The following is a 19,792-nucleotide window of genomic DNA, read 5'->3' on the forward strand; positions in this document are numbered from 1 at the left end:
CGGGCGGGACCGGCGAGGGCTTCTCGCTGACGCCGGCCGAGATCGACACCGTCGTGGGGGGCGCCGGCGCGGCGGGGGGCGGGGGCGGGGCCGCCCCCGGTGGGGAGGGGGAAGGTGGACTAGGCGTCGGTGGAGCGGGCCTCGACCGCGACCGGCTCGGGGGCCGGCACGTCACCACCGTGCGCGTCACCGGCAGCGAACGCGACCTCGTCGAACGGGTCGTTACCGGCGAACACCTGACGGGCCTGCTCCTTGTCGAACTCGCCGACCCAGTGGCCGACCAGCACCGTCGCGACCGCGTTGCCGGCGAAGTTCGTCAGCGCGCGGGCCTCGGACATGAACCGGTCGATCCCGACGATCAGACCGACGCCGTCGACCAGGTCCGGGCGGTGCGACTGGAGGCCGCCGGCCAGCGTGGCCAGACCGGCTCCGGTGACACCGGCAGCACCCTTCGACGCGACGATCATGAACAGCAGCAGGGAGATCTGCTGACCGATCGAGAACGGCTGGTCCATCGCCTCCGCGATGAACAGCGACGCCATCGTCAGGTAGATCGCCGTACCGTCGAGGTTGAAGGAGTAGCCGGTCGGGACGGTGATACCGACCACGGACCGGTCGACGCCGAGGTGTTCCATCTTGCCGATCAGTCGGGGCAGGGCGGTCTCCGACGACGAGCTGGACACGATCAGCAGGAACTCCCGGCCGAGGTACCGCAACAGCTGGAAGATCGACAGCCCGGTGACCACTCGCAGAATGGTGCCCAGGACAACGATCACGAACAGCAGACACGTGATGTAGAAGGCGAGCATGATCTTGCCGAGGCTCACCAGCGCGTCCCAGCCGGTCGCACCGACGACGGCCCCGATGGCACCGAACGCACCGATCGGCGCGGTCCACATGATCATCGACAGGATCTTGAACACCAGCCGCTGGATGTGGCCGATGCCGGTCAGGATCGGCTGGCCCTTGGAGCCCATCGCCTGCAGCGCGAAGCCGACGAGCAGCGCGACCAGCACGGTCTGCAGTACTTCGCCCTCGGTCAGCGAGGACAGCAGGGACTTCGGGATGATGCCGAGGATGAAGTCCGTCGTACTCGTGTGCGCGCCGGCCGCCTGCTTCTGGCCGGTCTCCCGGAGCTTGTCGGTCAGGTTCAGGCCCGAGCCCGGCTGCACGATGTTGCCGACCACGAGACCGATGGCGAGCGCGACCGTCGACATCACCAGGAAGTAGACGAGCGCGAGGCCGCCGACCTTGCCGACGCTGGCGGCCTGCCGGACGGAGCCGATGCCGAGCACCAGGGTGCAGAAGATGATCGGGCTGATCAGCATCTTGATCAGGTTCACGAAGCCGGTGCCGAGCGGTTTCAGCTCGACCGCGAAGTCGGGGAACAGGAAACCGACACCGATACCGAGCAGGACGGCGACGATGACGGCGATGTAGAGGAAATGGGTCCGGTCGTTGCGGACCGGAGTCGGGCGGGGTTCGGTCGGGCTCGACATGGTGGGACTCCCTGTATCGGCCTGGCGGAGGGGTGGGGGTCGGGTACGTCGTGAGCACCCTCATGAGTACCTGGTGAGTAACTGTGACGTGACGCACAGGAGAAGCGCGCGTTTCGTTCATATCGTTCGCGGTGCAAACTGTTCGGCATGAAACATCGGCCGTGGGAGCTGCGTCGCCAGGTCCTGTGGTGGCAGACCGTCACGGTCACAGTACTCATCGCGATGGTCTGGATCACTATGGTGAGCCGGTCCCGCGCGCAGGCGCTGCGGGACGCGACGGTGTCCGGACTGGCCGCGCCGACCTGGTGGGAGCTGGTCCGGCTCGACCTGCGGTCGATGCTCGGCATCGCGAGCCTGATGCTCGGGATCGCGATCGCCGGAAACGCGCTCGTCACCTGGCGGGTACGCCGCGCGACGCGCGGGATGGGCACGCAGTCGCTGGCCCGCATGCTCGACTTCTACGAGGGCGTGCTGCACGCCGCGCGCGAAGGGCTGATCCTGCTCGACCTCGACGGCCGCGTGCAGCTCGCGAACGACGAAGCACTCACCTTGCTCGGACTGCGCGAGGTCACGCCCGGAACTCCGCTGGAGGAACTGCACCTCAGCGCTCCCCTGGCAGAACTCCTGGTCACCGGCCGGACGGCGTACGACGAACTTCTACTCGGAGCGCAGGGGGTGGTGGTCGTGAACCAGCAGCCGTCCAGGCGCGGGCGGATCGTCACACTGCGGGACCACACGCAGCTGCAACGGTTGCTCGGCGAGTTGGACGCCGTACGGAGTTTGGCGGAATCGCTGCAGGCACAGAATCATGAGGCCTCGAATCGGCTGCACACAGTCGTCAGTCTGATCGAGATCGGCCGGCCGGAACGGGCCCGGGAGTTCGCGGTGTCGGAGTTGCAGTTCGCGCAGGCGATGACGGATCGGGTCGTCGGTACGGTCGGCGATCCGGTGCTCGCGTCGCTGCTGCTCGCGAAACTGGCGCAGGCGCAGGAGCGGGGCGTCGTACTGACGCTCGATCTCGGGCACGAGGCGCTGAGCACGCGACTGCCGGCGCAGGACGTCGTGACCGTCGTCGGGAACCTGCTGGACAACGCGATCGAGGCCGCGCGGGGTGGGCCGGCACCGCGGAAGGTGGAGCTCCGGGCGGCGACGACTGCGGACGCGGTGGATCTGATCGTGACGAACACCGGCGTCGAACTGGGGTCGGTGGAGTTGGCGCACATGTTCGAGCGCGGGTGGACGACTAAGGCCGAGCCCGGGCACGGATTGGGGCTCGTGCTGGTGCGGAGCACGGTGGAGCGATGGCAGGGTTCGCTGATGGTTGATCCGGATTCCGAACTGGACGAAGTACCGGCGCTGACCGTGCGGGTGCGGCTGCCGCGGGCGGTGAGTGCGAGTGCCTGACCTCCGCGTCCTTGTCGTCGAGGACGATCCCGTCGCCGCCGAGGCCCATCGCACGTACGTCGAACGGCTCGGTGGGTTCACGTGTGTCGGAGTGGCCGGGACCGCGGGCCGGGCGCTGCAGGTGCTGGCCCGTGGCGACGTCGACGTGGTCCTGCTCGATATGCACCTGCCGGACGGGCACGGGCTGGACGTCGTCCGGCGGATGCGTGCTCTCGGCAACCAAACCGATGTGGTCGCGGTGACGTCGGCGCGCGAGGTCGCGGCGGTCCAGGCGGCGGCGCGGATCGGGGTCGTGCAGTACGTGCTGAAGCCGTTCGCGTTCGAGACGTTGCGGGACCGACTGTCGGCGTACGCCCGTCAGCGCCGGGCCGGCGACGCGGGTCAGGTCGTCGCGGACCAGGACGAGGTCGACCGGCTGTTGCATCCAGCAACCGTCTCGTCGGTGCCCAAGGGGCTGGTCGGGTCGGTGCTGGATCGCGTGGTGCAGTTGCTGGCCGATCGCGAGGGCTGGACGGCCGAGGAGGTCGCCGCGTCGTTGGGTACCTCGCGGATCACTGCCCGCCGCTACCTCGAGCACCTGGCCGACCAGGGGCAGGCGCTCCGGACGCAGCGCTACGACGGGCGCAGCGGACGGCCCAAAGTCGAATACTCCTGGGTCGCGGAGAGCTAGCGCATTGTCCGACACTCCAGCGTCGGAGAAGTGCGACCAAGAGATCGGGCAACAGCAGGTATGAACCAACCGCGGACAGCGTCGCTCGGTCGCGAACGCATACCTGAGATCCATGGCCCGCCCCCGATACCAGCCCCAATACCGGCTCCGATACCAGCGTCGGCAACCACTGGGTCTGATGTCACGACTCGGTCCGTGGACACGAACCCGGGGTCCACGAGCTTTCAGACGCCAGACGACTTCGCGCTGTTGTTCGACCTGCACGCCCCTGCCATCCATCGGTACATCGCTCGCCGGCTCGGTACCGGCGAGGCCGACGACCTCGTCGGTCAGACCTTCCTCATCGCGTTCGAGCGCCGAGACCGCTTCCGTGGGGAATCGTCCGGTGCGCTGCCGTGGCTGTACGGCATCGCGACCAATCTGATCCGCCGACGACGGCGTGACGAGATCCGTCAGTACCGGGCCTACTCGCGCTCCGACCCGGGCGCAGCGTCTGCCGACGCGGACACCCTGTCCGCCGAGGTTGTCGACCGGGTCGACGCGGAGACGACCTCCCGCGCATTAGCCGGTGTACTTGCCGGCCTCCGGCAGACCGACCGGGACGTCCTCCTGCTCTACGCGTGGGAAGACCTCAGCTATCCCGAAATCGCCGCTGCCCTGAAAATCCCCGCCGGGACGGTCGCGTCCCGCCTGCACCGTGCCCGTCGAGTCCTGCGCGCCGCGCTCGGCTCCGACTTCCAGGAGAACCGGTCATGAACGAGATCGATACGCTCAAGCGCCTCAATGACGACGTACCGCCGGCCACCCCGCTGGCACTCGCCAAGGCTCGTCAGCGGGCGCTGACCCCGCGATCCGCCGAACGCCGCCCCGCCGGACGCCGCCGGATGGTGCTCGTCGGCGCCCTCGCCGGAACGCTGGCCGTCGGCTTCCTCGTCAACGACGTCGTCACCAAGACCGGCGGGACGGTGGCGCCCGGCGCGGCGGCCGACGCCGGCACGTTCCTGGCGACCGCCGCCGACCAGTCGGCCGGTGCCCCGGACGCGCCGATCCCGGCCGGCCAGTACCGGCAGGTCACCCAGCGGAGCCTGGAAGGATGGAACTTCGGTCCGCGCAATGCGTACCACGGCACTCGCCTCTCGGTCAGCGACTGGTGGGTTCCGTCCACCCAGTCGCCGCCGTTCGCCGCGATCTCGGTGCTCGGCGCCGAGCAGGAGTTCTCCAGCAAGGCTGCCGAGCAGCTCTGGCGCAAGACCGATCCGCTGAACGTCAAGCCGCAGAAGATCAAGACCGCGGAAGCCTGCGCCGTCCTGACCGGCGGTGGCATTCTGCTGCAGCAGAAGGGTACGGCGAACAGCTGCAAGGGCAGCTGGCTGAGCCCGTCGGCCTCCTTCGTCGCGGGCCTGCCCCGGGACCCGGCCGCTCTGCTCGCGGCGCTGCGGAAGAACGACCACGGCTGGCCGGGTCTGGGTGATGCTCCGGCACAGGGCGACTACAGGGCGTTCGAGCGCGCCGGGAGCATCCTGGTGTCCGGATTCGCGACGTCGGAGCAGCGGGCCACGCTGTACAAGGCACTGCGCGGCATCCAGGGCATCCAGCTCCTCCCCGACGCGGTCAATCTGGACGGGAAGGCCGGCCGGGCGATCGGTCTGGTGGAGCTGTGGGGGCTCCGTAAGGAGCTGATCATCGACTCGAAGACCGGCCAGTTCATCGGTCTGCGCGAGGTCGCTACGGTGACGGCACCGCTCAATGGGGACGGAGACCCGATGTCGTACAAGAGCGGCGATGTCGTCAGCTGGACCTCACTCGCGACACGCATCACTCCGAACCACCCCAAGATCTGAGGACAGGACGAGAGCAGGAGCGCAGGCGAGCACTCTGGCCTGGGCTCCTGCTGAACCGAGCTCTCTGGACGAGGCTACGAGCGGACGAGGGTTGCCCAAAGGTGGGGCTGGAGGGCCTGACCTTCGGCGGCCATGTCGTACGCCCACAGGAGCTCGCCGTTGACGAGGCCGTAGAGGCGGTGACCGGCGGTGACTTCCTTCGCGGTGACGGTGCGCGCGACCACGTCGGTCTGCAGTTCGATCTTCGCGCCGTCGATGTCGCCGTACCAGATCTCGGCGATGCCGGTCGGGTGGGCGAGGATAACCTCGACCTTGTTGTCGGGCTGCGGGCGCCAGAAGCCGGTCTCGACGGCCAGCGGGCGCTGCTTGGTCCCGTCCTCGCCGACGACGAACGTCTGGCTCACGTAATGCAGGTACGGCTTCCCGTTGTGGGTGAAGTCGATCTGCTGACCGAACTCGAACTTCTCGATGGTCGGGTAGTCGCCGTGCCCGCGGCCCTCCCAGCGACCGAGCAGCCAAGCGAGCGGCACCAGGTCGGGATGCAGGTCCTGCGGGATCTCGAACGCCATCGGATCACTCAGCTCGCGTTGCGGCCGCGGTACAGCCGGTAGACGACAAATGCCGAGAACCAGCCCATGAACACACAGACCAGGATCAGCAGCGAGGTGAAGACGACGTGCAGCACGTCCGTCAGTCTAGAGGATGGGTACGTCGACGTTCGGCTACCGTGGCGTGATGTCCCGCACGCTGGTGATCAAACTGACCGCAGGCGCCGACGAACCCGAGCGCGCCAACCAGGCCTTCACAGTCGCCGCCTCCGCGGTCGCCGCCGGCGCGACGGTCTCCCTCTGGCTCACGGGCGAGGCCGTCTGGTTCGCCGTACCCGGTCGGGCCGAGGCCTTCGACCTCCCGCACGCCGCGCCACTCGCCGACCTGCTCGCGGCGGTCCTCGAAGGCGGCCAACTCACCGTCTGCACCCAGTGCGCCAAACGCCGCAACCTCACCGAGCCCGACCTCATCCCCCACACCCGAATCGCCGGCGCCCCCGCCTTCACCGAAGAAATCCTCACCGACGGCGTGCAGGCAATCGTCTACTAACCCCAGCCACACCCCACGCGGCGCCACACCAGCCGCACTCCCGCGTACGACCACCCACCGCCGCTCTTCCCACCTGCGGTCTCCGCGCGCACCACCACCGCACACCACCGCACACCACTGCTCCGTCATCGGCCGGCACCGTCGCCGGACAGCCCGCCCTCAGCGGACCCCGGAACGCTGATTCGCCGACTCGTGGAGGGCGGTCGCGGTTCAACAGCCGCGAGCCACGACTCGACGGTCGCTGGAGCCGCCAATCGCCACGACTCGGCGACGAGCACCTGCGAAACACAGCCCGGTTGCCGAACGACCGACGAAACGAGCCCTGCGAACCGCCCATCCGGACCCCCGGGCCGACTGGTGCTGTTGGCCCGCCACAGGCGACAGCACGCACGGATGACGGCGCTGGGCGCCTACACCAACGGGCATGTTCGGTGCCCGGCAAGCGCCGCTGGGCAAGGTGTCGCTAACCCCGCAGCGTTGCCGGGCGGGCGTTGCCGGGCGGGCCTTGCCGGGCGGGCGTTGCCGGGTCGTCGGTGTGGTGGTCCGCGTTCGCGGACAGCGCCGGGCGCGGAGGATGACCGCGGCTGCTGGCGCCGGGCAGCGCAGTTTCGGTGACCTGCGAGTTCCCCCGGGCGCCGTGTTGGTGGGCTGGGGTTATAGACGCGGTGGTCACGGGCGGAGGCCGTGACCGCCGGGCTGGGTGTCAGCGGTGATGGTTAGCGAGCTCGCCGGGTGGGCGTTGTTGGTTCGCGAGATCGCCGGGTGGCGCGTTGTTGGTCAGCGTTCGCGGCCGCCGTCGTTGCCTCGGCCGCGGTCGTCGCGGGAGCGGTCGCCGCGCATGTGGTCGGGGCGCTCGCCGTTGGTCGCAACGCCGCTTTCGCGGGTTGCACCGGAGGCATGAGCGACTCCGCTGGTCGAGTTCTCCAGCGTGTCCCGCTCGCCTTGCGGGATCTGCTGGCCCGGGCCGGTCGTCCCCTTGCCGCTCTGGCGGTACTGGTCGAGCAGCGGTTCCTCGGCGGGCTGGGGCGGCTCCTGCTGTTCCTGGTTTCCCTGACCGCTCTGCTGGTCGCCCGGGCCTTCGCCACCAAGGTCCGCCTGCGACTCGACTGCGTTGTTGACCTTGCTGCTGGCTTGCTGCGCGTCCGGCACAGACATCTGCGGTTGCTGTTGCTGCTGTCCGACCTGGCTCGGAGCCTGCTCACCGCCCTGCGTCCCCTGCTCGGCCGTGTCCACCTGCTGCGACGTATCCGCCTGCTGAGCCGTGTCCGCCTGCTGCGTCGTGTCAACCTGCTGAGCCGAGTCGACCTGCTGAGCGGTGTCTACCTGCTGCGTCTGGCCGTCCTGGGTCTGGACGTCCTGCGCCGGCGCCTGCTCGCCCTGGGCCAGGTCGGTTTGCCGCGCAGTGTCTGATCCAAGGTCCTGCTGCTCCGCCAGATCAGCCTGCGCCTGCTCGTCCTGGGCCAGGTCGGTGCGCGGGTCCTGCGCAGGCACATCCTGCTCGTGCGCCTGGTCGCGGTCCTGGCCTTGCGTGACGTCGGTCTGCTGGTCCTGCGCGAGGTCGGCCTGCTCATCTTGAGCTGGGGCTTGCGGCTCTTGGGTCAGGTCGGTCTGCTGCGCGTTGTCCGGCTGGCCCTGCTCGGCCTCGGCCTGCTCCAGGTTCTGGGGCTGGGTTGCCGGGTCCTGATCCTGCCCGGGCTCCTGCTGCTCTTGTTGCTCCTGCTGCTGGCGCTGGGCTTCCGGGTCCAGCGCGGCCTGCTCAGCCACCTCCGCATCCTGCTGGTCCTGGGCAGCCTCGGCCTGCTCCAAGTTCTCGGGCTGCGTCGCCGGATCCTGATCCTGCCCGGGCTCCTGCTGGTCCTGTTGCTCTTGCTGCTCCTGCTGCAGGTCCTCTTGCTGGCGCTGGGCTTCCGGGTCTAGCGCGGACTGCTCGGCCACCTCCGGATCCTGCTGGTCCTGCGCGGCCTCAGCCTGCTCCAAGTTCTCGGGCTGCGTCGCCGGGTCCTGGTCCTGCTCGAGATCCTGCTGCTCCTGCTGGTCCTGCTGGTCCTGGAGGTCGTTGGCGAGCTGGTCTTCTTCCAGCCGGTCGTCGAGCTCGTCGGCCGCAGCCACGGCGCCGGCGGCGGTCGCCGCGGTCGCGGGGTCTATCCCGTCACGGGACTCCTGGGCGCGCCTCTGGTCCTCGTCGCGCTTCCGATCCGCGTCGTCGCGGTCCCGGTCCGCCGCGCGGTCGTCGATCGCCTGGTCCGTCTCGGCATCGGCCTCGGCGTCGTCCCTGGCCCGGTCGTCGGCTGCGGCCTGGTTCTCGCCCTCGACGCGGCGCTCGTAGTCGTCGGGGATGTGGTCCCCGTCGACGTCGTTGAGGGCGTTCGCGTCCCCGTCCCGCTGATCCTGCGCGCGCTCCGTCTCGTTGGCCTGCTGCTCGCGCCGGAGGTCGTCGCGCTGGCCGCGCAGGTTCGCTGCCTCAGCCTCGAGAGATGCGGCCCGCCGCTCGGCTTCCGCAACCTGACGCTCGATGGTCTGGGTGCCCGCGCGGGGGTCGGTCTGTCCTTGCTGAAGGGGCCTGTTGCGGTGGCGATTCAGGGCTTCCTCGATGCCGGCGCGGCGCAACTGCCCGGTGCTGAACTTGCGCCCGGCGATCCGCTCGGCCTGCCTCAAGACTCTGAGCACCTGCTGTATCGAGCGTTGGAGCTCGTCCATCAGGTCTTCAGCATGTACCTCTGTCATCAGGCCACCTCGCTGGCGTAGACGGAGTAGGCGAAGCCGGCTGTGGTGTCCTCCGGTCCCGGCTGAGACGCGAACAGATGGAACTCGGCTCCCGGCTTGAGCCACACGGCCAGATGCCGCCGGCGACCGCGCCACTCGAGCGGGATGCGGAGATCGTCCCCCGGGCCGACGAAGACCGGCGGCCCCCAGTATTGGCGGGCGAGCTCGAGCTGCTCCGGCCAGTGGTCGTCCAGGCCGTCCTCGGCCAGTGACAGCTCGTCAGCAGCGATGTCGTACGCCGACCAGCCGCTGCGGGGACTCTCCGGCAGGACGGCGTCGGGCAGCACGAGCATCACCGTTTCGCGCGGTGTGACAAGGCCCCAGGTGTAACGATCGGGGTCGATGTTGCCTGGCGCCCAGGGACGCCAGCCGGTGGCGGCGGTGACGCGATTGACCAGGGCACGGATCGCGTCCATGCCGGTGGCCGGCGGCCCCCAGATCGATCGCCAGTCGACGACCTCGGCCAGATCCGCCATCGCGCGCTCGTCGTCCTCGGACGACCGCTCCTGCGTCTTCACTCCGCCACACTCCTCTCACGTGTTGGCCCAGAGTATGCCCGGATCGGTACCACCAACCGCCGATCACTGCGCGCCTGTGGATAACGGATTCTCGGACGCCGTTCGCGAGCAGTAACCGCGGAACGCCGTACACGCTGCTCCTGCTGAGTTGTAGTGGAAACATGAAGCCGACGGAGAGGTCGTTCCCCTCGCCCCTGCACCATCCGCGGGTGGCGACGGTGATCGGCCGCTGGCTCGGGATCGCGGTGGCGGTCTGCTTCCTGACCGGGCTGTACAGCCACTTCCAGCAGGACACCCCCACGTGGCTCCACCTGCCGAGCCGTCCGGCCAACCTGTACCGCGTCACTCAGGGCCTGCACGTCCTGAGCGGGACCGTGGCAGTCCCGTTGCTGCTGGCAAAGTTGTGGACGGTCTACCCGAAACTGTTCAAGACCAGCCGCAAGGCTGTGGCATCCCTCCTTGAGCGCGGTTCGATCCTCGTCCTTGTCTCGACCCTGGCGCTCGAACTGTTCATCGGCTTCCTCAACACCCTGCAGTGGTACCCCTGGCCGTTCCCTTTCCGCCAGACCCACTACGCCCTCGCATGGATCATCGTCGGCGCACTCCTGGTGCACCTCGCCGTCAAACTGCCCCTGATCCGCACCCACTGGCGCCGTACGCCGGAACTCGCACCGGAATCGCTGCCACCGGCAATCACCGGACTGACCCGCCGCGGCCTGTTCCGAACCGTCGCGGGCGCCGCGACTCTCGTAGGCATCACGTCGGTCGGCCAGTCCGCACCAGCCCTCGGTCCAGTCGCAGTTCTCGCGCCCCGCAAACCGAACGTCGGCCCTCAAGGCCTGCCGGTGAACCGTACGGCGAAAGCCGCCGGCGTCACCGGCATCGCCCCGGACTGGCGGTTCACCATCATCGGACCGCGGCACCTGTCCTACACGCTCGACGAACTCCGAGCGTTGCCGCAGAGGCGCTCCGACCTACCGATCGCCTGCGTCGAGGGATGGAGTCAAGGAGCGCGCTGGGAAGGCGTGCCGATCCGGGATCTCCTCGAACTCTGCGGCGCCCCACCGACGTCCCGGGTCCGCGTGGTGTCGATGGAGAAGGGCGGGTTCTACGCGACCAGCGAGTTGCCGGCAGAGTTCGCGGCCGATCCGCTCACCCTCCTGGCGCTCAGGTTGAACGGCGGTGAGCTCGCGCTCGACCACGGGTTCCCAGCGCGGATCATCGCTCCGAACCGGCCCGGCGTCCTCCAGACCAAGTGGGTTCACCGGCTGGAGGTCATCGCATGAGGCTGCGGATCGGACTGGCTGTCATAGGTGTTGCGACCGGACTCTGGGGTCTGTGGAGCCTGATCCATGCCCTCGACCTCGGGGCTCTCGCCAGGCTGCCGATCTGGTTGGCCGGCGCCGTGATCGCCGACGACTCCCTCCTGATCCCACTGACCCTCGCCGTCGGCTGGCTGGTCACCCGTTGGTCGACCGGCCCCGGCCGCCACCGGACGGTCGGCGCACTGCGCACCACCGTGCTGTACGTCGGCATCACCACCCTGATCGCCCTGCCGTTATTGCTACGGCAGGGAACCGGAGCCAACCCGACGATCCTTCCCCGCGACTACCTCCGCGACTGGCTCTTGCTGGAGGCAACAATCATCGTTGTCGGAGTGATCAGCGCTTCACGTTCAGCAGGTCGCGGGCCTCGTCCGGGGACATCGGCGGACGCTGGGCCAGCGTCGCGAGGGTTGCGGCGCGTTCGACGAGCTCCGCGTTGTGAGTGACCGGCTGACCCTTCGCGAGCGTCAGCGTGTCCTCCATGCCGACTCGGAGATTGCCGCCCTTGGACAGGGCGGCCAGCGCGACCGTCAGCGCCGTACGGCCGATGCCGGTGGCGGACCACGACGTGACCGCGTCGGGGAGGGCGTTGACGGCGGCAACAAGCGCGTCCGCCGTACCGGGCATGCCGCCGGGGACGCCCATCACCAGGTCGCAGTGCACGCGACCGCCGTACGGCAGGCCGTACTTGTCCAGCAGCCGGTGCAGCGCGGCGACATGACCGAGGTCGAACAGCTCGAACTCCGGAACGACCTCGCGCTCCTGGGTGAGCTGGAAGAGCTGCGTGACGAACGGCCACGGGTTCATGAACACGTCGTCGCCGAAGTTGACCGTGCCCATGGTCAGCGAGCAGGAGTCGGGTACGGCGTCCAGCACGCGCAGCCGGTTCTCGTACGGGTCGGTGACGGCGCCGCCCGTGGAGAGCTGGACGATCAACGCGGCGTTCTCGCGGATCGCGGCGACGGCCTCGGTCAGCCGACCGAGGTCGAGCGTCGGCCGGTGCTCGCCGTCGCGGATGTGGAGGTGGATCATCGCGGCCCCCGCGGCCTCGCAGCGCTTCGCGGTCCCGACCAACTCGTCGAGCGTGGTCGGCAACGCCGGGCAGTCCGCCTTCGCGGTCTCGGCACCGGTGGGAGCAACAGTGATCAGAGTCGACGCCATGGACGAATCCTGCCAGATCGCACTTCGAAACGGATATTTGCCGGTCGCAGGGTCCGATCACCGGACGATCTCCCGCGAGGGAGGATGTCCTCATGAGAGCCGTCGTACAGCGAGTCAGTCAGGCATCGGTCACCGTGGACGGCGAGGTGGTCGGAGCGATCGATGCGCCCGGACTATTGGTCCTCCTCGGTGTCACCCACGACGACACCCCCGAGAAGGCCGCCGCGCTCGCCGCCAAGATCTGGACCCTGCGCATCCTGCACGACGAACGCTCCGCCGCCGACGAACAGGCCCCGATCCTCGCGATCAGCCAGTTCACCCTGTACGCCGACACGCGCAAGGGCCGCCGCCCCTCGTGGAGTGCGGCGGCCCCCGGGCCGGTCTCGGAACCGCTCTACGACGCGTTCTGCACCAGCCTCGAGACTCTCGGCGCCAAGGTCGAACATGGCCGCTTCGGCGCCGACATGGCGGTCTCGCTGGTCAACGACGGCCCGGTCACCCTCATCCTGGACGCCTGAGAAACGAACACTGAGAAACGACAACCGGGAAACGAACAACCGGCCCCCGGATCCGTGCGGGATCCGGGGGCCGGGAGTTCTGGGTCGGTGAGGTTCGACTCAGAGCGTGTCTGCTGAGATCAGCTGACGACGCCGGCGGCCGAGTGACCGACGACAACCTTGGTGTTCAGGCTGTAGACGTCGACGACCAGGGCGTTGACCTCGATGTAGCGCTTCTGCCGCACGACCTGGTTGAAGGTCAGCTTGGCGACACCCGGGATGTCCAGGGTCTTGTTCTCGCCGACGGCGACCGGGTAGGTCTTGTTGCCGACCTTGATGGAGGCGATGCTCGAGGACGAGCTCACGCCGGCCTTGCCGTCCTTGGTCTTCCACGCCGACGCCGAGGACTCGACGGCGCCGATGGACAGCGTGCCCACCTTCACGCCCGCGACGTGCGAGGTGAAGTTGATGTAGGACTTGTCCTCGCCGATGGCGCCGTTCTTGGTGGTGTAGACGCCACCGACGTAGGCAACCTTCGGGATGTTCAGCTCGCCGACGGCAACCTTGACCGTCTTGCCCTCAGTGCCCTGGCAGGTGGTCTGAAGGGACGTCGGGCCGGACACGGCCAGCTTGTCGGCGGTGGCCTGGGTGCCGTACGCGGAACCGATCACCAGCGCGGTGGCCGGCTTCGAGATCTCCGCGCGGGTCTTCAGGACCGCGACGTCGACGCCCTGCGGGATGAACTGGTTCTTCACCGTCGCGTGCAGGACGACCGCCTGGGCGTACGAGTAGATGCCGGAAGCGGTCTTCACGCCGCCGACACGGTTCAGCACGATGTAGCCGAGGCCCGGAACGGCGACCTTGGTGTTCGGCTTGGGGTTCAGCAGCGACGGCACCGTGATTGCGCCGATCTTCACGCCCGCGAACGAGGTGCTACCGCTGTAGGACAGCTGCCCGTTCGAGTACTTCGACGTGGTGGTGGTCTTCACGCCGGTCAGCGTGAGCAGGTTGCCGACCTTGACGTCGGCGGCCGTCGCGGTGCTGATGACGCCCGTCCCGCTCTTGTCGTTGAAGCCGTGCGTGTCGGTCTTCACCGTGCGCGCGATCGCCTGGTTGTTCACGTTCGCCGCGGCAAGGTCGTTCTTGTCAGCCTTGGTGGCGTCCGTGGTGCAACCGAACTTGCTGATGACCTGCGGGCCGCTGTTCGCCAGACCGGATTCGACGTCGGTCCCGTACGAGTAACCGCTGTATCCGAAAACCGGCGAGGCGGACGCCGAACCCGAGGTCAGCGCGATCGTAGAAGCAACGCCGACAACCGCAGCAACACCGACGGCGGCGAGCTTCTTGTATCCGATGCGGGGTCGCATTGACCCCTCCTCCCTGAGTGATGACGTGACCCGAAGTGCGGGTCAGGACACAGACACAACTCAGCCGACTGCGTTAGGTGACGAGGTGACCCCGCTCCGAGATCAAACCGTTATATTGCCGCCCGTACCACCGAGAAACTTGCCCAGCGCCCCTTAACCCGGATGCGATGACCGAGGCAAATCTCTGCTATGTAAGCGAATCCGGGCCGTCCCCAGGCATGCCGAAGGGCCCGGACGCGCAAGGTCCGGGCCCCTCGGTGCTTACTTCAGGGTGGGCCACCTCGGGTGGTGGTGGCACCTTCAGTAACGAACGACTTCTCAGACGGTGACGGCCACTTCCGCGACCTCGCCGTACTGCGCGACGACCTGCCGGTCGACCGGCTGCGCCTTCGGGGCCAGCGTCCGCAGCGTCCAGCTGCCCGGCGCCGCGAAGAACCGGAAGTGCCCGGTCGCCGAGGTCGGCACCTCGGCCGTGAACTCACCAGTGGCGTCCAGCAGCCGCACGTACGCGCCGCCGACCGGCTCCTCGCCGCGCAGCACCTGGCCCTGGATCACGGCCTCCTTGTCGACGTCGACGCCCTTGAGGTCGAGGCCGCCCTGCTTAGCTCCGCACATGTGTCACGCCTTTCCGGGCTCGTCGCCGAGGGCAACGGGTACGCCGACCAGCGAACCCCACTCGGTCCAGGATCCGTCGTAGTTCTTCACGTTCTCCTGGCCGAGGATCTCGTGCAGCACGAACCAGGTGTGCGCCGAGCGCTCGCCGATCCGGCAGTACGCGATGGTGTCCTTGCCGAAGTCGACGCCGGCGTCGGCGTACAGCTGCTTGAGCTCGTCGTCGGCGCGGAAGGTGCCGTCGTCGTTGGCCGCCTTGCTCCACGGGATGTTCGCCGCGGTCGGGATGTGACCCGCACGCTGCGCCTGCTCCTGCGGGAGGTGCGCCGGGGCGAGCAGCCGGCCGGCGTACTCGTCAGGGCTGCGCACGTCGACCAGGTTCTTCACGCCGATGGCGTCGTTGACCTCGTCGCGGAAGGCGCGGATGTCCAGGTTCGGGGCCTTCGCCGCGTACTCGGTGGCCTCGCGCTTCACAACCTCGTCGGTGAGCTCGCGGCTGTCCAGCTCCCAGCGCTTGCGGCCGCCGTCGAGCAGCCGGACGTCACTGTGTCCGTACAGCTTGAAGTACCAGTACGCGTACGACGCGAACCAGTTGTTGTTGCCGCCGTACAGCACGACCGTGTCGTCGTTCTTCACGCCACGCTCGGACAGCAGCGCGCTGAACTGCTCCTGGTTGACGAAGTCGCGACGGACCGCGTCCTGCAGGTCGTCCTTCCAGTCCAGCTTGATCGCACCGGCGATGTGGCCGGCGTCGTACGCCGAGACGTCTTCGTCGACCTCGATCAGGACGACGTCAGCGTCGTTCTTGTGCTCCTCGACCCAGTCGGCCGAGACGAGCGCGGATTCCCTGCTCATGTGTGCTGCCTCTCAGTTGGTAGCTGGCGTTGTGTCACGCGATGGCGTACGGATGCGGTGGATCAGCAGATAGGCCTCGCAACCGAGGCAGAGCCCCACGGCCGCGTTCACGAACGCGGCGACCAGGGCGAATCCGGTGGCGACCACTCCCAGCACGGTGAAACCGGTCAGGTACCCGACCAGACCGAACACCGCGAAGACAAGGCCGACCAGCTGGGCGAACCGCGGCGGGGCCGCGTCCTCCAGCTCGTTCGGCGGGCCCAGCCGAGGCCGGACCAGCCGCTTGAACAGCAGCCCGTACGGCGACGCGCCCACCCCGAACGCGACCGAGACCGCGAACACCACGGCTTGCACCGCGAGCGGCCAGGGGTTGTTCAGGACGAGCGTCAGCGCCAGGACGAGCGTGGTCAGTCCGGCAGCGAACCGGAGTCCGCGCGGATCGACCTTCTGTGCCGCCTGTGGTTCGGACATGACGACTCCCGGAAAAGGAGGGTGTCGAGCCGGATCCCGCCCGGGTGTGCGGGGAGGCGACGTACGCGGAACCGTGCTCAGCGACCGGTTCCGCAGCGCTCGGGACGCCGCCTGGTCAGCGGCGACGACACAGCGATGAGCGCACCCGGCAGTTGTCCACTGCCCTGCGCTTCGTCAGCCATGTCGTGTAAACCACGCATCGAGCCTACGGAACCCCGGCAGGCCAGCTCGCCGTGGTCCCATCAGATGAGACAACTGATCACATTGCGGACTTTATCGGGTGCGCACCACGTTGGTCTTCGCGACCTTGTCGTGCAGCGCCTGCTTCTTGTCGTCCCAGAGCGGCCAGAGGTAGTCGAGCAGCACCAGGAAGCTGAACAGCGTCCCGACCAGCGGGACCGCGCTGAGCAGGCTGAGCCCGATCTCGAACCCGTACCGCTTGGCGACGGCCGAGCCCGGAGGATTACCAGGCACATCGCGCAGTCGGACCCCGATGCCGAGCGCCATCTTGCCCGGCGTCGCGCCCTTCTTGGTCAGGAACAGGTACTCGTAGATGAAGCCGACCGCCGCGCTCAGGAGCGTCGCCGGGATGATCCACTTGTAGACCTCGGGCGGCAGCGACGTGTTCGTCTGCGGGGTGCCGGCGGCGGCCGCGTCGAACACGTCGGTCAGGAAGCCCTGGAGGATCTTGCCCTCCTGCCAGTAGAAGTAGCCGGTGAGCGGCAGGCCGACGATCCAGATGATGATCGAGTCGATGAGGTGCGCCCACACGCGGCGCCACCAGCCGGACAGCGGCTGCCCGTCCGGAGTCGCGTAGACCTTCTGGCCCGGGTAGCCGTAACCACCTTGCTGCTGCGGATGACCGCCGTACTGCTGGCCGTATTGGGGCTGCCCGTACTGCGGCTGGCCGTACTGCTGTTGCCCGTACGGCTGCGGGGCGGGTGACTGTGGCTGGCCGGGCGCCGGTGGTTGGTAGCCGGGCGCGTACTGCCCGTACCGCGGCTGCGGGACCGGTTGATCTTGCTGCGAGGGTCCAGGGCCGCCGGCGCCGTACACCTGGCCGTGCTGCGCCGCCTGACCGAACTGGCCCTGGTATGGCGCTGGGCCCTGCTGCGCGCGGCGCTGATCGGTCCAGGTGCTGCCGTCCCAGTACCGCTGCTGCTTGGGGTCCTGGGGATCGTCGTACCAACCGGCTGGAGAGGTCACGCGGAGAGTCTTGCCTACGCCCCGGCTCTTTCGCCATTCTGCTGCTCGATGGCGACGGCCAGCGCGGCGATCACGTCCGGCTTCCGGGGCGCACCGCTGGCGCGCTTCACGACCGCTCCGGCGCTGTCGAGCACCAACGTGGTCGGCGTACGGAGGATGTCGAGGCGCCGGACGAGCTCGAGGTGCGACTCGGCGTCCAGCTCGACGTGGCGCACGCCGTCGACCATGCCCTCGACCTCGGCCAGAGTCCGCCGGGTGGCCCGGCAGGGCGCGCAGAACGCCGACGAGAACTGCAGCAGCGTCGCTCGCTCGCCCAGCTCCCCGCCCAGCTCAGCGGCCGTCACCCGCTCCACGTCGTCCTCGCTCTTCCCGCGAAACCGCCCGTCGATCCATGCCTTGAGCCCACTGAGCGCCACGCCGGCGGCAACTGCCCCGACCAGCACCCACAGTCCGAGACTCACAGCTACCAACGGTACGACGCTCTGTTCAGGATTCAACCGTCGGTTTCACGTGCTGAGAAGCTCCAATGGGTCAGCGGCGAGACGGTGCCGGGATCGCCCGGTCGGCCAGGGCAGGCAGTCGTCACCGTCGCCCGGGTACCGCGGGACCACGTGAACGTGGAGGTGGTCGACGCTGCGACCGGAGTCCGGCCCGCTGGCGTTCAGTACGCAGACACCGGTCGCGCCGAGGCGCTCGACCATCCGCTGGGCGATGCGCTGCGCCAGGTCCATCACCCGCGCCAGGTCGCCAGGCGGCGCGTCCAGAACGCCCGACTTGGTATGGCGCCGCGGGACCACCAGCGTGTGGCCCGGGGAGATCTCCTCGCCGGGCAGCGGGAGGAACGCGACGGCCGCGTCCTCCTTCGCGATCCAGCGAGCGGCATCGGCTGAGATGAGGCCGCAGAAGACGCAGGCATCCATCCCACGATTCTCCTCCGGTCTAATGGGTCCTGTGGAGAGCGGACTGACCGTACGTTCGGGTGTGGTGATCCCCGAGGCCGAACTGGCGTGGCGGTTCTCGCGGTCGAGCGGACCGGGCGGGCAGTCGGTGAACACCACGGACAGCCGCGTCGAGCTCAGCTTCGACGTCGCGGGTACGTCGGCGTTGAGCGACGTACTGAAGACTCGGGCGCTGGAACGACTGCAGTCGCGGATGGTCGATGGGGTGGTGACGATCGCGGCGTCGGAGTACAAGTCGCAGTGGCGGAACCGGGAGGCAGCGCGGGAGCGGCTGGCGACTCTGCTGCGTGAGGCGATCGCACCGCCACCACGGAAGCGCCGCCCAACGAAGCCGAGCAAAGGCTCGGTCCGGCGCCGACTGGACGACAAGAAGCGCCGCGGCGAGACGAAGCGCCTCCGCGGTCGCCCGTCCGATTAGGGCTGAGTGGTCAGCCGCCGGCGAAGGGCGGGAGGGCGTCCACGAGAGCGCCCTGGGTCAGCGGTGTGTTCGGCTCGGCGCGCTGGCCGTCGAGCAGGAACGTGCAGATCGACAGCACTCGCGCCAGTTCCGGCCGGTCGCTGGAGACGGTCGTCACCAGGTCGCGGATCGAGGCCGCCTCAGCGGTCGCGGACGACTCTCCGGCGGCCGAACGCGCGGCAGCGAAGTACCTGATGGTCACTTCCGGCATCTGGTCGGCGCCTCACTAATCGGTTAAGTCTTCCGCTATTATGTCAGCTTGCTGTTACGACCAAGTGTGTCCCAGGCCCCCGGCAATGACGCCGTCGGGGCCTGACGTGCACGAGGACCGGATCGCCGCCTGTGGATCCGATGATCAGCACGAGGAGATGGCGTGAGCACGCTGCTTCTGCTGACGAACGCATTGCAGGCTTCCACCGAGGTCCTGCCGTCGCTCGCCCTACTCCCGCACCAGATCCGGATCCTGCCCGCCGAGGTCGCCGCGCTGGTCGACGCACCGGACGCCGACGCTGTCCTGCTGGACGCCCGTCGTGACCTGGTCGCCGTTCGCAGCGCCTCCCGGCTGATCCGCACCACCGGCATCGACGTACCGCTGCTGCTGGTCGTCACCGAGGGCGGTCTGACTGCCGTCAACGCCGACTGGGGCGCGGACGACGTACTGCTCGACACCGCCGGACCGGCCGAGATCGAGGCCCGGCTGCGACTGGTGATCGGCCGGCTCGCCGCGACCCGCAACGACGAGCCCGAGTCGACGCTGATCCGCAGTGGTGACGTGATCATCGACGAGGCGTCGTACACGGCGAAGCTCAACGGCCGGGCGCTGGACCTGACGTACAAGGAGTTCGAGCTCTTCAAGTTCCTCGCGCAGCACCCGGGGCGGGTCTTCACCCGGGAGCAGCTGCTGCAGGAGGTGTGGGGCTACGACTACTTCGGCGGCACCCGGACGGTCGACGTGCACGTACGGCGCCTGCGCGCGAAGCTCGGCCCCGAGCACGAGTCGCTGATCGGGACCGTCCGCAACGTCGGCTACCGCTTCGTCGTCCCGCCGCAGCCGACGACGCGTGAGCCGGCGGAATCCAAGTCCTAAGT

22 protein-coding genes are annotated in these 19,792 nt (G+C 68.6%); 9 read left to right on the forward strand and 13 right to left on the reverse strand.

Features of this window, described 5'->3' with window-relative positions; translation table 11 throughout:
- Positions 1 to 119: 119 nt before the first annotated feature.
- Entirely contained in the window at positions 120 to 1,499 is a 1,380-nt protein-coding gene (locus ACWGID_RS37360; protein WP_452204092.1) for a cation:dicarboxylate symporter family transporter, read from the reverse strand.
- Between the two features lie 147 nt (positions 1,500 to 1,646).
- On the opposite strand from ACWGID_RS37360, the gene ACWGID_RS37365 reads away from it, so the two are divergent.
- From ACWGID_RS37365 to ACWGID_RS37380, 4 genes are all read left to right on the forward strand, one after another.
- Positions 1,647 to 2,903, forward strand: coding sequence for a sensor histidine kinase (locus tag ACWGID_RS37365; protein WP_452204093.1), 1,257 nt, complete (start codon positions 1,647 to 1,649; stop codon positions 2,901 to 2,903).
- Positions 2,896 to 3,573 carry a response regulator gene (locus ACWGID_RS37370; protein WP_452204094.1) on the forward strand — a complete coding sequence of 226 codons (678 nt, stop codon included), beginning with the start codon at positions 2,896 to 2,898 and terminating at the stop codon, positions 3,571 to 3,573. The genes ACWGID_RS37365 and ACWGID_RS37370 overlap by 8 nt, the downstream gene beginning before the upstream one ends.
- A 195-nt stretch (positions 3,574 to 3,768) precedes the next feature.
- Entirely contained in the window at positions 3,769 to 4,329 is a 561-nt protein-coding gene (locus tag ACWGID_RS37375) for an RNA polymerase sigma factor (RefSeq protein ID WP_452204095.1), read from the forward strand.
- On the forward strand, positions 4,326 to 5,414 hold the full coding sequence (locus tag ACWGID_RS37380) for a CU044_5270 family protein (RefSeq protein ID WP_452204096.1): 1,089 nt from the start codon (positions 4,326 to 4,328) through the stop codon (positions 5,412 to 5,414). Before ACWGID_RS37375 ends, ACWGID_RS37380 begins: the two co-directional genes overlap by 4 nt.
- A gap of 74 nt (positions 5,415 to 5,488) precedes the next feature.
- Here ACWGID_RS37380 and ACWGID_RS37385 read toward each other — a convergent pair whose 3' ends face one another.
- The gene (locus ACWGID_RS37385) at positions 5,489 to 5,983 is read right to left on the reverse strand and encodes an FABP family protein (RefSeq protein WP_452204097.1); all 495 of its coding nucleotides are present in this window, start codon (positions 5,981 to 5,983) and stop codon (positions 5,489 to 5,491) included.
- A 166-nt stretch (positions 5,984 to 6,149) separates the two neighbouring features.
- On the opposite strand from ACWGID_RS37385, the gene ACWGID_RS37390 reads away from it, so the two are divergent.
- Positions 6,150 to 6,512, forward strand: a complete 363-nt coding sequence (locus ACWGID_RS37390) for a DsrE family protein (protein ID WP_452204098.1) — start codon at positions 6,150 to 6,152, stop codon at positions 6,510 to 6,512.
- A gap of 777 nt (positions 6,513 to 7,289) precedes the next feature.
- Here the strand turns inward: ACWGID_RS37390 and ACWGID_RS37395 are convergent.
- Together ACWGID_RS37395 and ACWGID_RS37400 are read right to left on the reverse strand one after the other, a co-directional pair.
- A complete protein-coding gene (locus tag ACWGID_RS37395) occupies positions 7,290 to 9,209 on the reverse strand; it encodes a hypothetical protein (RefSeq protein WP_452204099.1) in 1,920 nt (639 codons plus the stop codon).
- A gap of 26 nt (positions 9,210 to 9,235) precedes the next feature.
- Complete coding sequence (locus tag ACWGID_RS37400) at positions 9,236 to 9,793, reverse strand: hypothetical protein (RefSeq protein ID WP_452204100.1); 558 nt, start codon at positions 9,791 to 9,793, stop codon at positions 9,236 to 9,238.
- Between the two features lie 209 nt (positions 9,794 to 10,002).
- On the opposite strand from ACWGID_RS37400, the gene ACWGID_RS37405 reads away from it, so the two are divergent.
- Positions 10,003 to 11,079 (forward strand): molybdopterin-dependent oxidoreductase, encoded by a 1,077-nt coding sequence (locus ACWGID_RS37405; protein ID WP_452204101.1) that lies wholly within the window; start codon positions 10,003 to 10,005, stop codon positions 11,077 to 11,079.
- A gap of 375 nt (positions 11,080 to 11,454) precedes the next feature.
- Here ACWGID_RS37405 and ACWGID_RS37410 read toward each other — a convergent pair whose 3' ends face one another.
- Positions 11,455 to 12,279 (reverse strand): 3-keto-5-aminohexanoate cleavage protein, encoded by an 825-nt coding sequence (locus tag ACWGID_RS37410; RefSeq protein ID WP_452204102.1) that lies wholly within the window; start codon positions 12,277 to 12,279, stop codon positions 11,455 to 11,457.
- A 92-nt stretch (positions 12,280 to 12,371) separates the two neighbouring features.
- Here ACWGID_RS37410 and dtd point away from each other — a divergent pair, with 92 nt between their 5' ends.
- Positions 12,372 to 12,797 carry a D-aminoacyl-tRNA deacylase gene (gene dtd, locus ACWGID_RS37415; protein ID WP_452204103.1) on the forward strand — a complete coding sequence of 142 codons (426 nt, stop codon included), beginning with the start codon at positions 12,372 to 12,374 and terminating at the stop codon, positions 12,795 to 12,797.
- Between the two features lie 119 nt (positions 12,798 to 12,916).
- On the opposite strand, the gene ACWGID_RS37420 is transcribed toward dtd, so the two are convergent.
- The 7 genes from ACWGID_RS37420 to ACWGID_RS37450 all read right to left on the reverse strand — a co-directional run bounded on the left by ACWGID_RS37420 (position 12,917) and on the right by ACWGID_RS37450 (position 18,207).
- A complete protein-coding gene (locus tag ACWGID_RS37420; RefSeq protein WP_452204104.1) occupies positions 12,917 to 14,143 on the reverse strand; it encodes a choice-of-anchor P family protein in 1,227 nt (408 codons plus the stop codon).
- A gap of 318 nt (positions 14,144 to 14,461) precedes the next feature.
- Positions 14,462 to 14,758 carry a DUF1416 domain-containing protein gene (locus tag ACWGID_RS37425; RefSeq protein ID WP_387765733.1) on the reverse strand — a complete coding sequence of 99 codons (297 nt, stop codon included), beginning with the start codon at positions 14,756 to 14,758 and terminating at the stop codon, positions 14,462 to 14,464.
- 3 nt (positions 14,759 to 14,761) lie between these two features.
- The gene (locus ACWGID_RS37430; protein WP_452204105.1) at positions 14,762 to 15,610 is read right to left on the reverse strand and encodes a sulfurtransferase; all 849 of its coding nucleotides are present in this window, start codon (positions 15,608 to 15,610) and stop codon (positions 14,762 to 14,764) included.
- Between the two features lie 12 nt (positions 15,611 to 15,622).
- On the reverse strand, positions 15,623 to 16,081 hold the full coding sequence (locus ACWGID_RS37435) for a DUF4395 domain-containing protein (RefSeq protein ID WP_452204106.1): 459 nt from the start codon (positions 16,079 to 16,081) through the stop codon (positions 15,623 to 15,625).
- A gap of 273 nt (positions 16,082 to 16,354) precedes the next feature.
- The gene (locus ACWGID_RS37440) at positions 16,355 to 17,287 is read right to left on the reverse strand and encodes an RDD family protein (protein WP_452204107.1); all 933 of its coding nucleotides are present in this window, start codon (positions 17,285 to 17,287) and stop codon (positions 16,355 to 16,357) included.
- A 14-nt stretch (positions 17,288 to 17,301) separates the two neighbouring features.
- Positions 17,302 to 17,748 (reverse strand): TlpA family protein disulfide reductase, encoded by a 447-nt coding sequence (locus ACWGID_RS37445; protein ID WP_452204108.1) that lies wholly within the window; start codon positions 17,746 to 17,748, stop codon positions 17,302 to 17,304.
- A 45-nt stretch (positions 17,749 to 17,793) separates the two neighbouring features.
- Positions 17,794 to 18,207, reverse strand: coding sequence for an HIT family protein (locus tag ACWGID_RS37450; protein WP_452204109.1), 414 nt, complete (start codon positions 18,205 to 18,207; stop codon positions 17,794 to 17,796).
- Between the two features lie 22 nt (positions 18,208 to 18,229).
- On the opposite strand from ACWGID_RS37450, the gene arfB reads away from it, so the two are divergent.
- Positions 18,230 to 18,664 (forward strand): alternative ribosome rescue aminoacyl-tRNA hydrolase ArfB, encoded by a 435-nt coding sequence (arfB, locus tag ACWGID_RS37455; protein WP_452204110.1) that lies wholly within the window; start codon positions 18,230 to 18,232, stop codon positions 18,662 to 18,664.
- 10 nt (positions 18,665 to 18,674) lie between these two features.
- On the opposite strand, the gene ACWGID_RS37460 is transcribed toward arfB, so the two are convergent.
- Entirely contained in the window at positions 18,675 to 18,914 is a 240-nt protein-coding gene (locus ACWGID_RS37460; protein WP_452204111.1) for a MoaD/ThiS family protein, read from the reverse strand.
- Positions 18,915 to 19,076: 162 nt separating this feature from the next.
- Here ACWGID_RS37460 and ACWGID_RS37465 point away from each other — a divergent pair, with 162 nt between their 5' ends.
- Positions 19,077 to 19,790 (forward strand): winged helix-turn-helix domain-containing protein, encoded by a 714-nt coding sequence (locus ACWGID_RS37465; protein WP_387765765.1) that lies wholly within the window; start codon positions 19,077 to 19,079, stop codon positions 19,788 to 19,790.
- Positions 19,791 to 19,792: the final 2 nt, after the last annotated feature.

It is taken from the genome of Kribbella sp. NPDC054772, from assembly GCF_053611945.1.

Bases quoted from the DNA above. Each gene is read 5' to 3' on its own strand.
- ACWGID_RS37435 (WP_452204106.1), bottom strand. From the start codon at position 16,081: ATGTCCGAACCACAGGCGGCACAGAAGGTCGATCCGCGCGGACTCCGG.
- ACWGID_RS37430 (WP_452204105.1), bottom strand. From the start codon at position 15,610: ATGAGCAGGGAATCCGCGCTCGTCTCGGCCGACTGGGTCGAGGAGCAC.
- ACWGID_RS37420 (WP_452204104.1), bottom strand. From the start codon at position 14,143: ATGCGACCCCGCATCGGATACAAGAAGCTCGCCGCCGTCGGTGTTGCT.
- ACWGID_RS37360 (WP_452204092.1), bottom strand. From the start codon at position 1,499: ATGTCGAGCCCGACCGAACCCCGCCCGACTCCGGTCCGCAACGACCGG.
- ACWGID_RS37390 (WP_452204098.1), top strand. From the start codon at position 6,150: ATGTCCCGCACGCTGGTGATCAAACTGACCGCAGGCGCCGACGAACCC.
- ACWGID_RS37425 (WP_387765733.1), bottom strand. From the start codon at position 14,758: ATGTGCGGAGCTAAGCAGGGCGGCCTCGACCTCAAGGGCGTCGACGTC.
- dtd (WP_452204103.1), top strand. From the start codon at position 12,372: ATGAGAGCCGTCGTACAGCGAGTCAGTCAGGCATCGGTCACCGTGGAC.
- ACWGID_RS37410 (WP_452204102.1), bottom strand. From the start codon at position 12,279: ATGGCGTCGACTCTGATCACTGTTGCTCCCACCGGTGCCGAGACCGCG.
- arfB (WP_452204110.1), top strand. From the start codon at position 18,230: ATGGGTCCTGTGGAGAGCGGACTGACCGTACGTTCGGGTGTGGTGATC.
- ACWGID_RS37460 (WP_452204111.1), bottom strand. From the start codon at position 18,914: ATGCCGGAAGTGACCATCAGGTACTTCGCTGCCGCGCGTTCGGCCGCC.
- ACWGID_RS37380 (WP_452204096.1), top strand. From the start codon at position 4,326: ATGAACGAGATCGATACGCTCAAGCGCCTCAATGACGACGTACCGCCG.
- ACWGID_RS37365 (WP_452204093.1), top strand. From the start codon at position 1,647: ATGAAACATCGGCCGTGGGAGCTGCGTCGCCAGGTCCTGTGGTGGCAG.
- ACWGID_RS37450 (WP_452204109.1), bottom strand. From the start codon at position 18,207: ATGGATGCCTGCGTCTTCTGCGGCCTCATCTCAGCCGATGCCGCTCGC.
- ACWGID_RS37395 (WP_452204099.1), bottom strand. From the start codon at position 9,209: ATGGACGAGCTCCAACGCTCGATACAGCAGGTGCTCAGAGTCTTGAGG.
- ACWGID_RS37385 (WP_452204097.1), bottom strand. From the start codon at position 5,983: ATGGCGTTCGAGATCCCGCAGGACCTGCATCCCGACCTGGTGCCGCTC.